This is a genomic window from Chitinophaga sp. (assembly GCF_035538455.1).
Lineage (GTDB): Bacteria > Bacteroidota > Bacteroidia > Chitinophagales > Chitinophagaceae > Chitinophaga.
Genome location: NZ_DATLKJ010000195.1, coordinates 1 through 21,165 on the forward strand (window position 1 = coordinate 1; position 21,165 = coordinate 21,165).

The following is a 21,165-nucleotide window of genomic DNA, read 5'->3' on the forward strand; positions in this document are numbered from 1 at the left end:
TACTGCATCATTAAAATTAATCGCCCATGACAGAATTAAAAGGACCTTCAAAAGCAATGCACATTTTTTTATGGATAGCACAGGTATTATTAGCGGGTATACTGGCCTGGGGGGCTGCGGAGAAATTGTTTCGCCCGATAAGCGGACTGGCCGCCATGTGGCCGTGGGCTGGACAGATACCTGCCGTATTCGTAAGGGCAACCGGGCTGATAGACCTGGCCGGGGCAGCAGGCCTCATTCTGCCGGCACTACTCCGGATCAGACCTAAACTGACACCCATAGCAGCCGTTGCAGTAATTGTGCTGATGATATGTGCCGGCGCGTTTCATATTATAAGAGGGGAGGCAGCGGTAATAGGCGCCAATATCTTTTTTGCAGCAATAGCAGCTTTCATAGCCTGGGGCCGGTTTTACAAGGCGCCCGTTACGGGCAGGCTATGAGTCAGACAGATATCGATGATGGCTTTATTATGCAAGGGCGGAATTTACCGCGCCCTTGCCTTTTTATTTAATCAGGATAACTTACTTTTTTGTTGTGTGATATATTTTTTGTACTTTACTATTGAAATGAAACCCTCATTAAATAACCATAAATAAAATCAATACAATGTCTAAGCGCTCATCTCTGATAACGTAGCCGTTATCTGTATTTCCCATTTTAATTAAAGGTTATTACCCCAGAATGATACCAGAACCAGCAGGTATGTCAGTTTAACAAAAGGATATGCTGCCAGGAAGATAAATAATTGGGTAATCCCATTACCGGTCTGCTATTTCACTGATCCCATAAAAGAGACACAATTATAAGTTGGGCTTTTGCCCCACCGCATTTTGAGCAAAAATGTGTTGTGGGGCAATAGCACAAGCATCACATGTATAATGACAGACCAGTCCTGTCAAGGACTGATAGTGCTTAATTACCAGGCAACGATTTCGTCGCCTGATCATCCAGGGGCTGCTCTATTATCAGTCTAAGGGCAGCCCTCTGTGATATTGACCAGGGTTTATACCGATTTTATCGGAACACTAATTCGCAAACTAAAGATCGGTCCTTTCCAGGATTGATATGTTGTAAATGCATTAGAAAGGATAATGACGCATGCCTCCATCAACAACAGCCACACTCCCTGTAACATAGCTTGCACGCGGTGATACCAGGAACACCGCCATGTTGGCAATATCCTGTGGCTCGCCAAATGAACCCAGTGTGATCTCGCGGCCTGCAAATGCATTCCGTTCCTCTTCATTGAAAAAGCGGCGTGTATTCGCCGTATCTATCAGCCCGGGTTGAAGGCTGTTTACACGGATACCGTACTTACCCAACTCTCCGGCCAGTTGTTTGGACCATACCGTTACAGCGGCTTTGGCTACTGCTGAGGCGTTGATAGTACGCAACTCATATGTGCTGGTAATATTCAGTATCGCGCCTTGTTTACGTTCGATGAACTGGGGCAGAAATTGTTGCGTCAGTTGCCGGTGCCTGGTGAAATCAAGCGTGAGGGAATCCTCCCAGGGGCCGTCCGGCGCTACCACATCCAGGGGCTGGCTGCGTCCTGCATTATTGATGAGAATATCTACATGCCCGAGTGATGCTAATGCTGCTGCTGCAATATTTTCAGGCCCGTCGGCAGCCACAAAATCCTGTGCAAATGTGATCGGTTCAACGCCGCCCGCTGCTGCAATTTCTTCCTTCAGACTGTTCAGCAATGCTTCGTTCCTGGCTGTGGCAAATACTTTTACGCCTTCCTGTGCAAGCTCTTTTACGATCGCGCGTCCGAATCCCTGGCTGGCGCCACTTACTACTGCTGTTTTTCCTTTTAAATACAAGTCCATGATAGGTGTCTTTATTGTTTCTCAATATTTCACTGTAAAAGTAAATCGTACTTTTCTGTTTTACACGCACTACAATCAATTGTACGATACGTACAAACTTGTAAGTAATGGACCTGGTAAGGGATAGAGCATGATAAGACGGGCCTGTTGAGACCTGCGGATATTCGCTTATTTGGCTATCTTGCACATCAATTTCATTTTACCTATGAGTACATTGTTGTATCCGCCATCGCCAGTTGTACCCGATAAGAATATTGTCCAGCCCTCTGCCAGATTCAGACGGCAGGCAATGAAGGTAATCTTTTCCATCGTCCTCTTTTCTATCGTATACCTGCTGCTGGTAGTTGCCGCTGTGGCGCTGGCCGTATGCTGCGTATATGCTGGCGGATGGCTGATCATTATCCTGCCTAAATTCATCACCCTGTTGCTGGGCCTTGGCCTGATGGCATTGGGGGTATCAGTGATTATCTTCCTGGTCAAATTCATCTTTGCTGTTTCTAAAAACGAAAACGACAGCCGCATCGAGATCACAGAAGAGCAACAACCACAACTATTTGCATTTATCCGCCGGTTAAGTGAAGAAACCAAAACTACGTTTCCACGGAAGATCTTTGTGTCTGCCGATGTGAATGCATGCGTGTTCTATAATTCCAGCTTCTGGAGCATGCTGCTGCCAGTACGCAAGAACCTGGAAATAGGACTGGGACTGGTAAACGCCGTTAATATCAGCGAGTTCAAAGCGATCATGGCACATGAGTTCGGGCATTTCAGTCAACGTAGCATGAAGCTGGGCAGCTTTACCTATAACGTGAACCGTGTGATTTATAACATGCTGTATGAAAACAACAGCTACAATAATTTTCTGCAGGGCTGGGGAAGCCTGCACGGTATCCTGGCTTTGTTTGCATATGTGACTGTCGCTATTGCCAACAGCATCCGGCGTATCCTGCAGGTGATGTACGCTTTTATCAATAAAAATTACATGGGCCTCAGCCGCGAAATGGAGTTTCATGCAGACGCCATTGCGGCTGGTGTGGCCGGCGGTAATAACCTGGTCAGTGGCCTCAGCAGGCTGGAAATAGCCGAGACCAGCTATAACACCGCCGTGGATAAAGCCAGCAAGTGGCTGGGCGAAAAGAAGGTTTCACAGAATATCTTCCTCAATCAACTCACTGTCCTCAAACACCTGGCGCGGGAACAAAACCTGGTCATGAAAGAAGGATTGCCGGACGTGTCATCTGTTCAACAAACAACCTTCTCCGGATCACGCATCAACTTTAAGAATCAGTGGGCCAGCCATCCCGCACTGGAAGAACGTAAGGCCAGCCTGGATAAAGTGAACATTTATGCTGAACCGGATGAAACACCCGCCTGGATCATCTTTGAGCAGGAAGGAAACCTGCAGGAAACAGTCACCACGTCCCTGTACCGCAACGTTACGCTGGACAATCCTGAGATATACAGTGGCAGCCGCTTTGAAGAGCTATACATGGCCGATGTTGAAAAGTATGCGTTGCCGGATGCATATAAAGGCTTTTACAATGACCGCATCCCCGATTGCACAACGTGGGACCTGGATGCCATTATCGCCTCCACGCCTGTCAGAACATTCGGCGAGATCTTCACAGAAAAAAACGGACAGCTATATACAACTGTAATGTCTGATACCAGGGATCTTGCGCTGGTAACAGCTATCCAGCAGAAGCAGGTAGCCGTGAAAACTTTTGATTTTGATGGTGTGAAATACGCACAGGCCGATGCCGGAACCGTAGCGGACATACTTGTAAAAGAGTCTGATGAACAAGAGGCATTATTGAGGCAACTGGATATGGAAGCCTTCGCATATTTCTGCCATCAGCACATTGCTGTGAAAAACCTGTACATCCAGCTGATAGCCGTATTCAGACAGCACGACGCTTTTATGAAGGCCGCCGGCGCCATGAACGAAGCCATCTCACCTTTCTATAACGAGCAACTCCAACTCGAAGACGTGATCCGTACCGTAAAGAGCATGAAGGACGAACTGGAACCTGCCCTGAAAGAAGTATTGCAGGTGGCATTGAACAATGGTGTCATTACAGACGAAACACTATACTCCCGCGTGGAAAAGTATATCGTATCTGCATACACGTTCTTTGAAGATAGTAAATTCAGGGATGATGAACTGAACGAAATGATCCAGGTGATGAACGTAGTGAGGGGAGTATGGGCGGATTATAAATACCTGAAGTATAAAGAAACCCTGGAAAGACAATTGCAGCCAGCCGTTGTCTGACAAAGAAAGGCGGCGTCAGCTGCCTTTCTTTTTGTACATCACATCTGTACGCAATGCATATTTAATACCGCTGGTGACCGGGCAGCCTTCGTGCTTTAGCTCATGAATGAAGCAGAGCGCGTCGCCGGTACTGGGCTTGATGGAGATCTCGTCAAAAGTGGTTTCGCCTCCTTCAAAATCATCATTCAGGTAGATCATAAAAGTGATCCTGCTTTCTTCAGACTCATTGCGCCTGAAACGTCCGTCAATATGTCTTTTGAAACGCTGCGCCGATTCATATTTGTAGAACCTGAACTGTTCATTCAGCCCCGTTACGTAATTATCTTCAATTTCACCAGGACAGTGTGGTTGTAATCTTTCCCAGAAACTGTTGGCCAGGTCAGTATCATTGTACATGATCCTGGAGTTGTTGCGGATGTTCTTCATCATTTTAGGGCCGGAAGAAAGACCCACTTCAGCTTCATTATAACCTATATCTTCGCTTAACGCAATCAATGCCGTACATTCTTCCGGAGTGAGGAAGTGTTCAATGGTCCAGATCTGTGGGCTATGATGGATGATATGCATATTTGGATGTTTAATAACAGATAAACGATCTTCGTTTTCAGGAATAAAGGTACTGTAAAGATGGATAAGAAAACATTTGCACTACTAAAGCAGATATATAACAACAGTAACAGCTTTTATAACCTGGAAGCTTCCAGGCATGAGCACAGGATACCCGCAGATATTACTGCGGAAGATATTGCGCTGCTGGAAAGCAAAGGGTACCGGCCTAATCATTTTTATACGCTCACACATGATGAAGCATTGGCCAGGTTGTTATCTGTGAGGGATCAGCATCCGCAGCTGCCGGTACTGGCAGCTGCCCTGTTTGTGAAAGGTATAACAGGTGAGTATATACGTGGCCGCCAGACGTTGATGAGCTACCTGTATGTAAAACATCTGTCACCGCATAGCTTCACCGGTACCGGCAGTTGCGTGATCTGCGGACTACCCGCCGGTGAAACAATTGACTTCACTGAGCAACTGTACCGCCGTTATGATGGACATTCCTGGAATGAACTACCCCTGCATTTCCTGCCGGAACTGGAAGAAGCTGTCCGGTTTCCGTTGCCGGAGCTGACCGTAGCCGATAAAGCCAAACTCACGGGGCTGCTGACCTTCATCGCAGAAGCTGACAATGCTGAAACCCCCGGAAAGCTGGAGAAGCGGATCGCCGCTGCCAAACTGCTGCCACTAACGGATAAGTATAAACGATATGGCATTTTGCAGACGTTAGCAGAATGTGGTATCCTGCCTAATCAACTGATACCACCCAGCTTCGACGCTTTCAGCACACGCACGGAACACTGGGCCGCCAATAAGCAGCTAACCACTTCATCGCGCTCAGATATTATATTGCCCCTTGGCGGATGGAAAGGAGCTATGGGGGTTAACTTCGACAGGTATCATGAAATATTTGATGTAAAGTAACGGTATTATCAGAACTCAGTTTTAGGCGCCCTGTAATTCAATGCTGCCGTGGTGCCTGCGGTAACGTCGATTGTAACGCCTGTAATCATGCGGGCCATATCAGACGCCAGGAACACTGCCGTGCCGGCAATATCCGCCATCAGCGGCAGTTGTTTCAGCATAGTGTCAGCCTTCAGCTTGTCGAGCGCAGTGGCCATCAGTTCTGGCATACTATCGATAGCATCCCGGAATATCCTTGAATCCGGCGAACCGCCTGAACGTATATTCACCACACGCACACCATAAGCGCCCAACTCTGAAGCAAGGTTACGGGAAAAACTTTCCAGTGCACAACAGGCAGGAGCGAAGCCCCCCGTGTATGGATAACCAATACCGCCGGGAGTGGCCGTAAGGGAAAGGATCACACCTGATCCCTGTTGCATCATCACCTTCCCGGCTGCTGCCGCCGTAAGGAAACGGCTGCGCATAGTTAACGTAATCGGCTGTACGAAGTCTTCCGGAGAGAGATCAACCAATGGTACCTCCTGTTTCACTTCAATCCCTGCAAGATTAAAAGAAATATCCACCGTGCCGGCCTGCTTTACTACATGACTGATATGATCGTTTACGGCCTTTTCATCCAGTGCGTCTACTACAAGGGCTTCTGCATAGCCGCCCATCGCAAGGATCTCATCGGCGGTCTGTTGTACAGAGGCAATACGATGACCGGTCAGGAATAACCTGGCGCCTGCCGCCGCAAAGGCCTTGGCTACTGCGTTGCCAAGAGAACCGCCTGCACCGTAAATAACTGCGTGCTTGTTGAGGAGTTGCATGATATGTGATTTGGGAAGGAATGATCTACAAGCTACTAAATACTGTCGTTATTTGCAAGCGTGTTGTAAATGGATTACAACAAACAATAGCATTCCTTCCCTGATCCGCAACGGAAGACCGTAAAGGATTACTTGCTGATAAGCGGACTTATATAAACTTCCAGGTCGCCCGCCAGCCATTCACCTAATTTATTCATGAAGTTTTTGATATGCGGTAGTTGCATATGCTTATCAAGATCTTCCTGGGAGCGCCACAGCTCATAGATAAAAAGCGCACCATCTTTCTCTTCATGGACGTTGTAAACAATATTGCCCGCCTCCTGGTGGGTAGGTGCAACCAGCGCCAGCAGCTCCTCCCGTAAGGTGGCCGCATGTTCTTTTTTAGGGCGTAAAAAGCCGTGAAGACTTACTGTCTTTGTTGTTGAGTCATTTAATGTTTCCATAAATTATACGTTGGTGAGGTATCCGTTTTGTGAAGCCCTGCTTATGCCCTTTATACCTGCAAAAATAATAAACAGTACAGAAGATGTTTGTACACGTTGGTGTTATTTTGATTGGAGGAAACCATTACAATTGCGGCCGCTTGCACTTTTTCCACAATTCCGGGAGACTGGGACTGGACTCCTTTTTGGGTTTGGGCTTGATCAAAAGAGAAACGTCAAGTATAATGCAACATATCCGGAAGAAGACCTCTGAAAGTAACATGGCGATTACTGTTTGGGTTCATCAGTAAATTACAACTTTTCGCTGTTCCTTCAAAGATTAAAAACGTTATCTTGTTACCATGAACTTTCATTTCACCATTGACCAGCTGGGAGACAGCGCTGTTGTGATAAAGTGGGAACAACGGATAGATCCTGCTGTACATGGTGCTGTTATGCAAACTTATCGTGGTCTGCAGGCCGCATCATCGTTGTACATCCGTGATCTGATCCCTGCCTATGCATCATTGACTGTGGTATATGATGCTGTGCTGATCAGGCGGAGGGAGCGCAGAACTGCCGCAGAATGGATAAAGTCATTTATCAGCACGGTTATGACAGGAGCACAGGAAAGCAGCATAGCAAACGCACGGACACTGGAAATCCCCGTATGTTATGATCCTTCACTGGGTTGGGATATTGAAGAGATGGCCCGTGTGAGAAATGTATCGCCGGAAGATATAGCTACGTGGCATTCACAGCTGACATATACCGTGTACATGATAGGCTTTCTGCCGGGATTCCCTTATATGGGGGCCGTATGCGAAGAGCTGGTCACGCCACGGCTGAAGCAGCCCCGCATGCAAGTGCCGGCCGGTAGTGTTGGTATTGCCGGTGCGCAAACCGGTGTATACACGTTGCAGTCGCCCGGCGGCTGGAACATCATCGGCCGCACGCCCTTACGTATGTTTGAAGCAGAACGGGAGGAACCCTGCTACTGCCGGCCCGGTGACCAGATAAAATTTGTACCGGTTTCACTCAACACCTTTCAACAGCTGCAACAGGAAAAATGAGCATACTAACACTGCAACAAGGCATACTTGATACTATACAGGACAGAGGGAGATACGGCTTCCAGCACCTCGGCATTAACCCCGGTGGGGTTATGGATCGTGTAGCCATGACCGTTGCCAACTGCCTCGTGGGCAATGCACCGGCCAACGCAGTGATAGAATTACATTTTCCTGCCGGGAGGTATCTCTTTGAAGCGCCTGCCCTCATTGCTTTATCGGGCGCTGGTTTCAGCGCGATGGCAGATGATACGCCCCTGCCTTTGAACAGACCCGTGCTAATCGCAAAAGGCGCCACGTTGTCATTCAAACGCATGGAAGCAGGGGCGCGCTGTTACCTGGCCATTCGCTACGGACTGATGCTGACACCCTGGCTGGGCAGTAACAGCACCCACCTCAAAGCCGCTGCCGGCGGATACCACGGCCGGCAGCTACAAAAAAATGACCGGCTGCTGTTCACAAAAGAAATCAATATTCGTCAAGACTTCATCACTGCGCCTGCAAAACTGCTGCCCTGGATCGCGGATACCGCGCATCTTTACAACAGGGGCTCACATATCAGGATTATTCCTGGCGGCGCATGGGCATTGCTGGATGTACCCTCACAACAACAGCTGCTTACCGGCAATTTCCTCATCACACAACACAGCGATCGCATGGGCTTCCGTTTGCAGGGCACAGCACTGCAAACCGTAAGAAAAGAAGAGCAGCTTTCATCCGGCGTGTGCAGGGGCGCTATACAGCTACTGCCCGACGGTCAGTTGATCGTACTCATGGCAGACCATCAGACTACCGGCGGGTATCCGTTGATAGCGCATGTGATCACCGCAGATATGCCTTCATTATCGCAATACCTGCCAGGACAAACCTTACAGTTTGAGAACGTGAACAGCAATAATGCGGATGCATATTTGTGGCAACAGGATAAAGATTTATGCTATCTTCAGCATGCTTGTAACTTACGTCTGGAAAAATGGTTATCGCAATATGACTTACATTGACCTGAACTGCGACATGGGAGAGGGGCTCGACAACGACGCCGCTATTATGCCCTATATCACCAGTGCCAACATTGCCTGTGGGTATCACGCAGGCAGCCCTGATACCATGAAACGGACAGTAGAGCTGGCAGCCATGCACAACGTGGCTGCAGGTGCGCACCCCGGTTTCGCAGACCCGCAGAACTTCGGACGCACGGAGCAACATCTTACAGAGGCCGCACTCTATGATCTCGTATCTACACAGGTCTATGCATTACAGTCGATCTGCCGTCAACATCATATACCATTAGTGCATGTAAAACCGCATGGTGCGCTTTACAATATGGCTGCCCGCGATGCAGATATGGCGCGGGTGATAGTGAAAGCTGTCAGGGACGTAGATAAACAGTTAAGCTTTTTCGGACTGAGTGGCAGCTGCCTGATCAGCGCCGCGGAAGAAGCCGGACTTAAAACAGTCAGCGAAGTATTTGCCGACAGAACCTACCAGGACAACGGAACTTTGACACCCCGCAGCGTTGCAGGAGCCATGATAGAAGAGGAGACGCTGGCCGTAAAGCAGGTGCTGCAAATGATCACACAACAGGAAGTAACAACACTCAGCGGAAAACTGATACCGCTGAAGGCGCAAACAATCTGCATCCACGGTGATGGGGTACATGCCGTGGAATTTGCCAGAAATATACATGCCACTTTGATTCAGCACCACTTAACTATTCAGCATCCGTGAGCAAAAAACAATCATCCGCTATTCTGGGCGCCGCTTTCCTGATGGCTACATCTGCCATCGGCCCCGGCTTTCTTACACAAACAACTGTATTCACCCAGCAATTGGGCGCCGCCTTCGGCTTTGTAGTACTGGTGTCCGTATTACTGGACATTGGAGCACAGCTGAATATCTGGCGGGTACTCACACTTACTGAACGGCGTGCACAGGATCTCGCCAATGACCTGCTTCCCGGATTGGGCTATCTGCTGGCCGCATTGGTGGCGCTGGGCGGACTGGCCTTCAATATCGGCAATATAGGCGGTTGCGGTCTTGGCGTACAAGCCATGACCGGCATGGATATACAATATGGCGCCGTACTGAGTTGCATCATCGCATTGTTTATTTTCTGGATAAAGGAGATGGGGTACATGCTGGATCAGTTCACGCGCTGGCTGGGCATCCTGATGGTGTTGCTGACGGTCTTTATCGCTATCAGCTCCAACCCGCCTTTAGGGGAAGCTATTAAGCAAACCCTGTGGCCTTCTGTAATTGATACCAAAGCTATCGTAACGCTGGTAGGCGGTACCGTTGGCGGCTACATCAGTTTTGCCGGCGCACACCGCCTGCTGGATGCCGGTATCAGCGGTCCTTCACAGCTGAAGAATGTGAATAAAAGCGCTGTAAGCGGTATCGTCATCACAGGTATCATGCGCAGTGTATTGTTCCTGGCAACGCTGGGGGTAGTGGCCAAAGGTATTACGCTCGACAGCAGCAACCCGCCCGCTTCCGTGTTCCGGATTGTGGCAGGTATGGCTGGCTACCGCTTCTTCGGTGTGGTAATGTGGTGCGCTGCTATCACCTCTGTGGTGGGCGCAGCTTATACCTCCGTCTCTTTCCTGAAAACACTCCATCCGTTGATCGCCGCCTATGAACGGTGGGTCATCTCCTTCTTCATTATTTTCTCCACTATATTTTTTGTATTTGTAGGAGACCCGGTACGCCTGCTGATTACAGCCGGCGCACTGAATGGACTCATACTGCCGGTAGCGTTGGCAGTGGTATTGATCGCCGCAGCCCGCAGGAAAATGATGGGTAATTATAAGTATCCTGTGTGGATGCAGGCCGCCGGATGGTGCGTAGTAGCAATTATGGGCTGGCTGAGCGGTATTACGCTGATGGGCTGGTTGAAGTAATTAGAGAGGATCTGGTCTTCCCGTTTCATTTTCTGGTTTCCCCGTAACATAGCCGCCAACGGCTGTTGAATATCCGTTAATTTCCGTTTTTAGTGAACAGGAATGATGGTTTCCCAATACAATGAAGCTTATATGTTACAACAGTATAAAAAATGAATAAATTTGTATGCACGTTATTTGTTCGTACGGATGCATGAACCACACCAGTTAACCGTTTCAGGATCATTATTCTGACCATTCCCGTATCTGTTTTTAAATGAATTGCGCTATGAAGAGCACCGTTCTGATTGTGGATGATAATGACGAAATCATAGAATTTATCTCATCCGTTCTTATTGCTACCTACGATCTGCTGACCGCCGACAGTGGCGAATCTGCCGTATTGCTGCTCAATGAAAAAAGAGTAGACCTGGTCATATGCGATATCATGATGCCGGGAATGGACGGATATGAATTGTGCCGGCTGATTAAGTCAAACTACGAAACCAGCCACATCCCGGTGATAATGCTCACGGCAAAGAATACGCTACAGTCGAGAGTCCGGGGGCTTGAAACGGGTGCAGATGCATATATCGAGAAGCCTTTCTCTCCGGCTCACCTAAGAGCGCAGCTGAACAGCCTGCTTACCAACCGGAGCCATGTGCAGCGGTACTTTAGCGGCCACCCGGAAACGGTTGCCATCACCGGCAATGAAGCAGACGAATCCTTTCTCACCAAACTACGTAACTATATCCTCACGGAAATGGAAAACGCAGACCTGGACGTAGAACATCTGGCAACGTTCATGAACATGAGCCGTATCAGTCTTTACCGCAAACTGAAAGTCGTAGCCGGCATGACTCCCCGCGACCTGATCAACACAATCCGCCTCAACAGGTCGGCGGAATTACTGCACACTAAGAAGTACAAAATCTTCGAAGTGGCTTTCATGGTAGGCTTCAAGTCGCAGTCGCATTTCGGCAAAAGCTTCTTCAAACGTTTCGGCGTAAGCCCCGGTCAGTACATGGACAAGGACCCCGGTAAACGTTAACCCATTGTAACGCGTATACCGCTGCCAGCCATTTATTTTGATGCATTTTAGCCTGCTTTGATTGCGCCCCTTCCGGCGTAAGAATCTTATCTTTAGGTATCATCAACATTCTTTGCAATGGCAAAACAAATTTCTATCATCACCTTTACCGGCAGACTTGGTAACCTGATTGGTTATCGCCGCAGGAATGAATATTTCCTGCGCAGCATGCCCGTAAATGTCCGGCAAACCGTTGCTACCCGCCGGGCGGCACAACGATTTGGTATGGCCAGTAAAAAAGCAGCGCTCATCCGCCATGCCTTCTCTGGCCAACTGGATGTCCGTTGCGACACCAGCCATATCAACCGGCTAACCAGCGCCCTTATCCCTTCAGCAGGCCACGACATCAGCGGCCTGACTGGCTTCAGATTCAACCGGTATACAGGAACAGAGAAGTTTCTCACATCGGCGCCCGGAATTTCCCGGAATGGTATCCTGTACATTCCGCCACAAACACTGCATGCGTGCAAAGGCATCAGCCTGCTGGAGATAAAAGTGATCGCTACCCGTATTAACTTCACCACGCATCAGGTAACGGGTACAGAAAGCACGGTGCTCACCGTAAAAACAGGCGACAATTTTGAAGGAGCTGCATGCGATGTAGATATACCCGGTACAGGCACTTTGGTAGTCACCCTGCAAATCAGAGGAATACCGGACAATATCCCTTCCTGCAATAAAATGTACCTGGCCGCTGATATTATTGCTGTATTGCCTTCGCAACCCCCGTCCCAGGTGCTGCATCGGCCAATCCGCCGGCAACGGGCCCGGTTAAAGCCCGCGTCAGGAAAAGTATTAACACCTGCATCTCCTCTGCTTCTTTTACCCATCATTCAGCGGGAATAAACCACTCCTGCCTGCCAGCTGAATATTGATGAACAAACCTAACCACCGTTGAATTACATACCTCACCATACTGCTTGCAGGCCAGACCTGCAGATTAACTTCCCGTTGCCATTACACCGGCATAATACATATGCCCGCTCTCTTCTTAGATATTTTACAGCTACTATACATGCGCAGGGCATCTCCGTATCAAGTCCACCTTTCCTCCCATATTCCTTCCATATTCCTCCCGTATTCCTGCATTGATGATAGCAGTCAGATAGGACTATACCGGTAGAAAACATCTTCCTCATTCCGGCTACTCCCTTAATGAACACAGACAAAATAATAAACACGAAAACAGCTTCTGAAAAGAAGCTGACAGATGTTGCTGATTAGATGTTTAGACATGGGTATAAATGTATCGAATATTCCGGCGCTTCTAGACAAAAGCGCGCTGGTGCGATGGTACGAACTATTTCTTTGACAGACTAAACAACTATAAGGCAATAAGAATATGTAAAGTGCTTTTGGTTTTATGGGATCTCAGTAACAAAGTAAAGGAAGAAGTAACGAAACAATTGGTCAGGTTGTTTCAGATTTTGGTTTCTTTGTAACCTTTTCGGGTAGCAGTTTTCCTTATATTGATTGATACGTCTGATCCAGAAAATGAAATGCATATACAATACAAATGACCGTATTTTCCTTACTTTGATCCTGCTGTTTGTTGGCTATCCTATCCTCCGCTATGGATCTCCATCGCTTACATCATAATCTGATATTTTGAACGCCTATAGTGAAAGTATGAAGAATGTAATATCGTCGTGGAAACAACAGTACGATCCTGGCAGTACAGGTTATTACTGTATGGGAAGCAAGGCCTCCTGGTTTAGTTTTTCAGCGGAGGGCGCACGGCATTTGGGTTGGAATACCATGCCGGCAGATGCTGCACAGGTAAGATCACTGAGATTAATTCCCAGACCGGGACATTTGAAAGCCGGGCGCCTGCCGGTATGTCTTGATGAAATGAAAAACCTGGAATATCTCCAGTTGCCGCTCACAATGTTTCCTGATCTCGTAAACAGAAAGATTTCACCAAAGCTGAAAACACTCATGATGACAAATGAAGCCGGTTATCTGAAAGTGATGGGAAATGCATTAGTAACACCTTCTATGAACTGGCTGGCATTGAAAGCACTGATCATACACCACAGCTTCGGTGGTGATGAACTGAACAGTTTCCTGGGTATCAGAAAAGAGCAGATGCCCGCACTGGAGTATTTGTCTTTCTACCTGGATAGCTACGGGCATATGTTGCATAATCTCGCTGCTTTTGATACGTTGAAGCATATAGAGATCAGCAATGCAGGAAGATATAATATAGCGCCGTATTTGCATAGCACACTACACTCGCTCCATATCGCCGGGGCAGATCAGCAGTTTCCTGTGGCAGAGTTGTTACGGCTTACCAGCTTAAGGGCGCTGAGCTTTGAAGATGTATCTGCAGAAATTGACTGCCGGATCTTTAAATTCTTTCCCCGGCTAAGTGAATTACGACTGATCCACTGTAAGAAGCTCACCAATGAATACGCACTGCTGGACTGCAGATCGTTGAGGCAGTTACATTACGAAGATTGCGGAGAGAAGCTTGATCACGTTTTACGCAAATCACAGATGCAGCTTGATAAGAAAAACTGAATATTAACTATTCTTTTGTTGCATAAATAATGAGGGGTAAGAGAATCAATCAGAAAGATATTGTTTGCAATATCCACAGCTCGCGGAGCAGACTTATGTAATAGGTGTTACATGCTATAAATGAGCCGGTAGCGCAAAAGTAATTTCAGGTTGATAACCTGCTGACCAGTGTTTGATGTACAATGATCTTTCCTTTCCCCGAAATCCTTTCTCCGGCACGTTTTCCGGGAGATAGTAATTTTATCTTCAATGTAACTACTCCCTCACTGTTGCCAATTGCCTGCACGGTTCCTTTCCACGGTTTCAAGTTTCCACCTGAAATAAATGTAACACTGGAACCATTGGGAACGGATGTATTTTCGGCTGCTGGTAGTTTTACCCATATTACAGCGCCGGAGTCGCGCACTATCTCAGCCTGATGTGATACCTTCCAGGGCAGCATCATGGCGATGCCGGCTATTATCAGCAACAATAGGACCAGCAGGGCAGTGCCCCAGCGGAGCAGCCAGTGAGGCTCCTTTCTGAGTAGTGTGGCGATGGCGCTTTCTGCGGGTATGGCGGTGTTGTTACTCATCCAGTTCGAGTTGATTTTTTACCAGTTCGTAATATGCGCCTCTGTCGGCTGTCAGTGAGGCGTGTGTACCTTCTTCAATGATCTTCCCTTTGTCCAGCACAATGATGTTGTCCGCATGCTTCACGGTACTGAGGCGGTGTGCAACGATCACCACCGTTTTGCCTTTGAAGAAGGTGGCGAGGTTATGCATAATGATGCGTTCATTGGTGGAGTCCAGCGCATTGGTGGCTTCGTCAAAGAAGATCAGATCAGGAGACTTGTACACGCTGCGCGCGATCAGTATGCGCTGGCGCTGCCCCTGGCTGATACCGTGACCCTCGTGGCCGATCCGTGTTTGCATGCCTAATGGAAGCGAATCAATGAGATCACGGATGTTGGCCACATGAACGGCATAATTCAACCGCGCGTCATCCTGCTCTTTGCTGGTGATACAGATATTGTGGGCGATGGAGTCTGAAAAGATGTAACCATCCTGCATCACCACGCCGCATTTCTTGCGCCATGCGCTGTGACTGATCGTTTGGAAAGGTGTATTACCGATGTATATATCACCTTCGTCGGGCGCATAGAATTTAAGCAAAAGCTTCAATAGTGTGGTTTTACCGCTGCCGCTGCTCCCCACGATGGCGGTTACCTTCCCATGGGGAATATGAAGGTGTATATCGCTTAACGCAGGCAGGTTGCCAGCGCCGGGGTAAGTGAAAGACACTCCGGAAAGGCGTATATCCGTGGACGTTGGCAACTGGCGGCTCATGCTGCTGTTCTCCTCATTGTCGAGCGACTGAATCTCGTGCAGCCGTTCCAGGCTGATGCGCGCATCCTGAGATGCCTGGATGAAATGTATCAGCTGCTCTACCGGGCTATTGAGCTGGCCGATGATGTACTGGATGGCCAGCATCATACCCAGCGACAGGCTGCCATTGATAACACAGGTGGCGGCATAGGCGGTGATAAGGATGTTTTTCCCTTCATTGATGAAGAGTGCACCGGCTTCCTGCTGCTGCGTCAGGGAAAGGCTTTTTATGTTGGTACTGAACAGCCGTCCCTGGATCTCTTCCCATTCTTCCTTCTTCTGCGTTTCACAGTTGTTCAGTTTTATCTCATGAATACCATGTATCAGCTGCATCAACTTACTCTGGTTCTGGGCGGAAACGTCAAACCGGAGGTAGTCAATTGCACGTCGCTGGCGAAGGAACAGTTTTATCCAGAGCAGGTAAAGCCCGCTGCCGGCAAAGAACAACACGCAGATCAGCGGATTGTACCAGGCCAGCATAATAGTGAAGGAGCCAAGCGTAAGCACCGAGAATAATATGTTCAGCACCGCTGTGGTAAGGAATTGTTCTATCCTGTTTTGATCCTGCATACGTTGCATGATGTCGCCCGTCATTCTGCCATCAAAGAAAGCGAGTGGGAGTTTCATCAGCTTAATGAGGAAGTCGCTGAGCAGCGAGATGTTGATACGTGTGCTGATGTGTAGCAATAACCACCTGCGAATGAATTCCAGCCCGGTTTTACCGATGAGCAGCATGAGCTGCCCGGCCAGTATAATCATGATAAGCGAGAAGTCTTTGCCTTTGATGCCCGCATCCACAATACTTTTGGTAAGGAAGGGAAAGGCCATCTGTATCACTGTGCCGGCGGCCAGCCCTGTAATGACGTGCAGCAACAGCTTCCGGTAGGGCCTCACATACCGCCAGAGAGCCATCAGTCCTTCCGGCTGTGGCGCTTCAGCCGGAAGGCTGTGGAAGTTGTCGCCCGGTTCCATCATCAGCAGCAGCCCTTCTTTTTCACCGTCAACAACCTCTCCACTCCAGTGAAGCATAAAATCCGCGATGGTGTACTTCATTTTACCATTGCGCGGGTCTGCCACCAGCACATGTTTTTTGGTTACGCGGTACACGACTACAAAATGCTCCTGGTCCCAGTAGGCGATAGCAGGCAGCATGGCGTCCTTTTGCAGCTCAGCAAGCGTGAGCCTGCAGCCATATACATTGAACCCGATGCTTTCTGCAGCCTCTGTGATGCCCAGGAAACTGACGCCCTCCCTGCTGTGGCGGGTGAGTGCGCGTAATGTCTGCAGGCTGTACCGGCGGCCATAATAGCCTGCTATCATGCGCAGACAGGCCGGCCCGCAGTCCATCATTTCAAGCTGTCGGTAAACAGGAAGTTTTCTTCTCCGGAAAATCATGAACGATCGGGGAATAGTTTATGTTGAATAACTGTATTCTCAGGAAATGCCTTCCTGATCCTGTAACGCCATCGGTGAAACAGATAACGCCGGAATAAGATGCAGCAGATCCTTCAGCTGGTATTTGGATGGCAATGTCCGGCCGTTCAGGAATATCGTAGGCGTACCGACGATCTGCGCAGCGGTGGACCAGTGACTAAAATGCAGGATCATGTCATCAACGTTTGTCAGGACGGTCGGCTTCCATTTGCGTTGCCATTTCTCCATATCGCGATGAACGAACCAGTCTGCTATCATTTCGGCCTTGGCATCGTCGTCAGGCAGCGTAGCGGCTGATTGCAGGATGGCCGTTACAGCTTCGGTGATACGGTCTTTGCTGCCCGGCTGGCAGGTGAAGCGTACTTTGATACCAACCGTATCTTTATACAGGTCATATATTTTATCGAGCACTTCGTGTGCGCTGGAACAGGGTCCGCAATAAGGGTTACATGCTACGGTAATCTCCAGTGGCGCTTCGCGGTTGCCGAGATACAATTCGCCGGGAAGGGTGGTAGTGTCTACAGCAGGGCGCTGTTCCCACTGATGCATAAACAGCTGGCCGTCCCTTTTCCATTTCAGTAATTCATTCGCATAGGCAAGACGCTCGCGGAGGTCTTTCAGTGCGCCTTTCAGCGGAAGAATCGCCAGGTATATAACAGCCTGTAGCAGGAAGAAGTAACCGGCCATCAGCAGGGGAGTGGTCAATAAATTCCCCGTTGGCAACAGGAAGGAGGAGGCGCCTTGTAACACCAGAACCGCTACTATGCCCAGACAGAGTGCACACCACCTCTTCAGCACAAACTTCTGCGAATAAACGCTGGCAACAGGTACTGCCAGCAGCGGCACCGCAATAGCCTGCGATACCAGCATGGCGGTAGCGTTGTTGGCAGATAATATAAAGAAAACGAATTGTGCCACGAAGTAACTCAGGGAAAGATCCGATATGGATACACGCCCGCCGATTTTAGCGTAGCGGCTTCTGAGCACCGCATCACAACCATATGCACTCACAGAGTTACACACTTCATTCACCACTTTGATCTGCATCCCCATTTCTTTGGCAACGGTAAGCAGGCTGATGGTCACGCCGGCAAGCGAAAGTATGCCCCATGTTGCGGTGGCGGGCTGAAAGCTACCCTGGAATACAGCTGCCACGGCTGTTAACAGCAGGATGCAGCCGGCAATGCTAAGTGTCATCAATGCACGTTTGCGCCTGACGATATGGGTGTGCTCTTCACGTTGCCACTTCGGGTTATCTTCTGCAAACAAAACAATCCCCGACCATTTCTTTTCCAGCAGATCATCATTTTTCCAGTCGGATGCCGTATTCACCTGCTGCATATAATCGGCGTTATCGGCCTGTGCGTGCGCCAGCAACGGGTAATTGAACTGGGACACATGTTGCGGCTCGCTCTTCAGGGCATAATATTTCATGCCGCCCGTTTCCAGGAAATCTGTAAGCGCCGTAAGAGAAGGGTAGTCGGGGTGCGACTGCAACTCTCTCGTCACAAAGTCTTTGCTGACGCTGACACCTATGCTGGTAAGCCATTTCCAGGCAATGTCTTCAAACGGAATTTCGTGGACTTGTTTTTTCATGAACGTAATGGTTTTGGGTTCTCTGTCTGGATTTACAGGCGGTTCTTTACAGGTTTCTCTACAATGCTATCAAAGATATACACCATAACTGCTGTCATATATCATATATTAATCCCGGTTTTACGGGAGATTTTGTTATGACCCATAGAGAAAATATTCCCGCGATCTTTTAACCTTAAAACAACCGGCATCATGAAAACACTAAAAAAGGGGGTAATAAATTTATTTTAACAAAGCGCTGTAGCAATCTGATAACAGTACCCCACTTTAATTTTATCATGAAAAGTTCTGTAATTACCACTGGTCTGATCAACTGAACCCTGGCATAAGGCACAACCGACACGTTAATCCAATAACCCTTATATCATCATCATGCTATCACCGGCTTTCCTGTATAATTAATATTGTTTGGCACAAGCAGTAGAGACAGCTGATGTCCCGGTAGAAGCAAATATTAACCTCTAAACATCACCACCATGGAAGCGCTGAAAATCGCGGGCCGCCGGCTCACCAGGTCAGAAATGAAAACCGTCAGTGGTGGCGGTAATGCATATCATATTATATGCTCATCTTTCGGCCCGTGTACCAGATGTGCGCATGAAATCAGATATGGTTACTGTGCATGTGTGTTTAATGCCTGCACTAACCCATCCTGAATACGTAAATGAGGGCGGCAGTGTTCTATGGGAGGCATTGCCAACCTCATTTGTTTGATCCTGCTTTTTTACAATAAATTTCTATAAACATTAGCGAAGAAGCAAACTGGCGACAGTATCCCGTTTTAATTTTATCATGAACATCCTGTAATCATAACTATTCCGATAAACTAAACCCTGGCATAAGGCACAACTGAAACTGTAATTCGATAATTAAGATAATCCCAACATCATCATTTACCATTTACAGACCTGTTAATACTGGCTCTGCCTGTAACATATTGTTTTGTGCAAAACAGTAGGGAAAGCCGATGCCCTTTAAGAAGTAGGCATTTACCTTTAAATATCAACTATCATGAAAGAACTGAAACAAGTAAGCCGCAGGCTTACCAGAACAGAAATGAAAGCCGTTAATGGCGGCCGTGGCTCACAGCGTCTCTTATGTGCGCCTCTCGCATTATGCGGAAGTGTATTGTGCTCAGCATTTATTCAGCTGGGTCTTTGCGTTTGCGGATTTGGAAATGTTTGTGTGGAACCTCCTCAATTGTAATGATTTTCATCCACAGCGCCGCAAAGGCGCTGTGGATCTTATATATAACGTTACGCCCATCCCCTCTGATGGGTGCGGTCTGCATTTTTGCCAATGCCTTGGCCGATAGTTAACCTATCCTTCGCTACAGGAGAAAATGAATTACCGGCGCTGCCGTCAAAAATATTGTTTTGCGCAAAACAGCAGGGAAAGCTGATGCCCTTTGATAAAGTAAGCGTTTAACCTTTAATATCTACAATCATGAAAGAACAGAGAACAGTAAGCCGCAGGCTTACCAGAACAGAAATGAAAGCCGTTAATGGCGGTAGTAACTCACAACGCCTTTTATGTGCGCCTCTCGCTTTATGCGGCAGCGTATTGTGCTCACTATGGATCCAGCTGGGTCTCTGCATTTGCGGACTGTTAAATGTTTGCGTAGAGCCTCCTCAACTGTAATGAATTTATCCACAGCGTCTCTGTGGCGCTGTGGATTTTGTGTACAAGTTGTACCCATTCCTTAGGATGGGTACGGTCCGCATTTGTACATGACTGGCAGGATTGTTTACTATACTTTGTTCCTGAATAAAATGAAATACTGGCGCTGCCTCTAAAATATTGTTTTGCGCAAAACAGCAGGGAAAGCTGACGCCCTTAACAAAGTAAGCGTTTACCATTTAATAATTAATTTATTATGAAAGAACAGAGAACAATAGGCCGTAGGCTTATCAGAACAGAAATGAAAACTATTAACGGTGGTCGTAATTCACAACGACTGCTGTGAGCGTTATGGGGTTCTTGCTTCAGCGTAATATGCGCGGCGAGTATCCAGTTGGGTCTTTGTATTTGTAGTGCGCCTTGGGAAGGATCGCTTTGTAAGGAACATATTTGAGGCATACCGCAAAAATGTTGCTTCACAGCGCCTGGGAAGCGCTGTGGATTTTATATGCAGCTGATAACAGTTCGCTTCAAATGTCGGATCCGGTGTTAGAATATTGTCTTGCACAGAATAGAGCAGGGAAAGCTGATGCCCTTAACAAAGTAAGCGTTAATCATTTAATATTAATTATCAGTATTGTCCGACTAAAATAAGTGAATAAAGCATAAAAAAAGGGGGCAAGCCCCCCAATAGTTTCTATGTTTGGGTTACCACACCTTAAACGTAAAAACTTGGATAAAGATAAAAAATTTACCGGACAGCCGATTT

General features: G+C 48.0%; 19 protein-coding genes. 12 read left to right on the top strand and 7 right to left on the bottom strand.

All coding sequences use genetic code 11. The annotated features are described in order from the left end of the window. Positions 1-26 precede the first annotated feature (26 nt). The gene (locus tag VM802_RS23415; protein WP_325535176.1) at positions 27-440 is read left to right on the top strand and encodes a DoxX family protein; all 414 of its coding nucleotides are present in this window, start codon (positions 27-29) and stop codon (positions 438-440) included. 639 nt (positions 441-1,079) lie between these two features. On the opposite strand, the gene VM802_RS23420 is transcribed toward VM802_RS23415, so the two are convergent. Further along, positions 1,080-1,832: an SDR family NAD(P)-dependent oxidoreductase gene (locus VM802_RS23420; protein WP_325535178.1), complete on the bottom strand. Its 753-nt coding sequence runs from the start codon at positions 1,830-1,832 to the stop codon at positions 1,080-1,082. A 205-nt stretch (positions 1,833-2,037) separates the two neighbouring features. Between VM802_RS23420 and VM802_RS23425 the strand changes: the two genes are divergently transcribed. Then, a complete protein-coding gene (locus tag VM802_RS23425; RefSeq protein ID WP_325535180.1) occupies positions 2,038-4,107 on the top strand; it encodes a M48 family metallopeptidase in 2,070 nt (689 codons plus the stop codon). A 15-nt stretch (positions 4,108-4,122) separates the two neighbouring features. Here the strand turns inward: VM802_RS23425 and VM802_RS23430 are convergent, their stop codons facing one another. Further along, entirely contained in the window at positions 4,123-4,674 is a 552-nt protein-coding gene (locus tag VM802_RS23430) for a prolyl hydroxylase family protein (protein WP_325535182.1), read from the bottom strand. Between the two features lie 60 nt (positions 4,675-4,734). On the opposite strand from VM802_RS23430, the gene VM802_RS23435 reads away from it, so the two are divergent. Then, on the top strand, positions 4,735-5,583 hold the full coding sequence (locus VM802_RS23435) for a hypothetical protein (RefSeq protein WP_325535184.1): 849 nt from the start codon (positions 4,735-4,737) through the stop codon (positions 5,581-5,583). 8 nt (positions 5,584-5,591) lie between these two features. Here the strand turns inward: VM802_RS23435 and VM802_RS23440 are convergent, their stop codons facing one another. Then, on the bottom strand, positions 5,592-6,395 hold the full coding sequence (locus tag VM802_RS23440; protein ID WP_325535186.1) for an SDR family NAD(P)-dependent oxidoreductase: 804 nt from the start codon (positions 6,393-6,395) through the stop codon (positions 5,592-5,594). 128 nt (positions 6,396-6,523) lie between these two features. After that, positions 6,524-6,838: a putative quinol monooxygenase gene (locus VM802_RS23445; protein ID WP_325535188.1), complete on the bottom strand. Its 315-nt coding sequence runs from the start codon at positions 6,836-6,838 to the stop codon at positions 6,524-6,526. Positions 6,839-7,179: 341 nt separating this feature from the next. On the opposite strand from VM802_RS23445, the gene pxpB reads away from it, so the two are divergent. From pxpB to VM802_RS23480, 7 genes are all read left to right on the top strand, one after another. Next, positions 7,180-7,890, top strand: a complete 711-nt coding sequence (pxpB, locus tag VM802_RS23450) for a 5-oxoprolinase subunit PxpB (protein WP_325535190.1) — start codon at positions 7,180-7,182, stop codon at positions 7,888-7,890. Continuing rightward, positions 7,887-8,888 carry a 5-oxoprolinase subunit C family protein gene (locus VM802_RS23455; RefSeq protein ID WP_325535193.1) on the top strand — a complete coding sequence of 334 codons (1,002 nt, stop codon included), beginning with the start codon at positions 7,887-7,889 and terminating at the stop codon, positions 8,886-8,888. The genes pxpB and VM802_RS23455 overlap by 4 nt, the downstream gene beginning before the upstream one ends. Further along, positions 8,875-9,615, top strand: a complete 741-nt coding sequence (locus VM802_RS23460) for a 5-oxoprolinase subunit PxpA (RefSeq protein WP_325535195.1) — start codon at positions 8,875-8,877, stop codon at positions 9,613-9,615. Before VM802_RS23455 ends, VM802_RS23460 begins: the two co-directional genes overlap by 14 nt. Further along, positions 9,612-10,787 (top strand): NRAMP family divalent metal transporter, encoded by a 1,176-nt coding sequence (locus tag VM802_RS23465; RefSeq protein WP_325535197.1) that lies wholly within the window; start codon positions 9,612-9,614, stop codon positions 10,785-10,787. The genes VM802_RS23460 and VM802_RS23465 overlap by 4 nt, the downstream gene beginning before the upstream one ends. A gap of 268 nt (positions 10,788-11,055) precedes the next feature. Continuing rightward, positions 11,056-11,817 carry a response regulator gene (locus VM802_RS23470; protein WP_325535199.1) on the top strand — a complete coding sequence of 254 codons (762 nt, stop codon included), beginning with the start codon at positions 11,056-11,058 and terminating at the stop codon, positions 11,815-11,817. Between the two features lie 117 nt (positions 11,818-11,934). After that, positions 11,935-12,702 (top strand): hypothetical protein, encoded by a 768-nt coding sequence (locus VM802_RS23475; RefSeq protein ID WP_325535201.1) that lies wholly within the window; start codon positions 11,935-11,937, stop codon positions 12,700-12,702. A 783-nt stretch (positions 12,703-13,485) separates the two neighbouring features. Further along, complete coding sequence (locus tag VM802_RS23480) at positions 13,486-14,379, top strand: hypothetical protein (RefSeq protein ID WP_325535203.1); 894 nt, start codon at positions 13,486-13,488, stop codon at positions 14,377-14,379. 145 nt (positions 14,380-14,524) lie between these two features. Here VM802_RS23480 and VM802_RS23485 read toward each other — a convergent pair whose 3' ends face one another. The 3 genes from VM802_RS23485 to VM802_RS23495 are packed head-to-tail and all read right to left on the bottom strand — an operon-like array spanning position 14,525 to position 18,776. Then, the gene (locus VM802_RS23485) at positions 14,525-14,953 is read right to left on the bottom strand and encodes a biotin/lipoyl attachment domain-containing protein (protein ID WP_325535205.1); all 429 of its coding nucleotides are present in this window, start codon (positions 14,951-14,953) and stop codon (positions 14,525-14,527) included. Further along, positions 14,946-17,141 (bottom strand): peptidase domain-containing ABC transporter, encoded by a 2,196-nt coding sequence (locus VM802_RS23490; protein ID WP_325535207.1) that lies wholly within the window; start codon positions 17,139-17,141, stop codon positions 14,946-14,948. Before VM802_RS23490 ends, VM802_RS23485 begins: the two co-directional genes overlap by 8 nt. A gap of 39 nt (positions 17,142-17,180) precedes the next feature. Then, on the bottom strand, positions 17,181-18,776 hold the full coding sequence (locus tag VM802_RS23495; protein ID WP_325535209.1) for a vitamin K epoxide reductase family protein: 1,596 nt from the start codon (positions 18,774-18,776) through the stop codon (positions 17,181-17,183). A 1,011-nt stretch (positions 18,777-19,787) separates the two neighbouring features. On the opposite strand from VM802_RS23495, the gene VM802_RS23500 reads away from it, so the two are divergent. Both VM802_RS23500 and VM802_RS23505 read left to right on the top strand, forming a co-directional pair. Next, positions 19,788-19,982, top strand: a complete 195-nt coding sequence (locus tag VM802_RS23500; protein ID WP_325535211.1) for a hypothetical protein — start codon at positions 19,788-19,790, stop codon at positions 19,980-19,982. 240 nt (positions 19,983-20,222) lie between these two features. Further along, on the top strand, positions 20,223-20,417 hold the full coding sequence (locus VM802_RS23505; RefSeq protein ID WP_325535213.1) for a hypothetical protein: 195 nt from the start codon (positions 20,223-20,225) through the stop codon (positions 20,415-20,417). Positions 20,418-21,165: the final 748 nt, after the last annotated feature.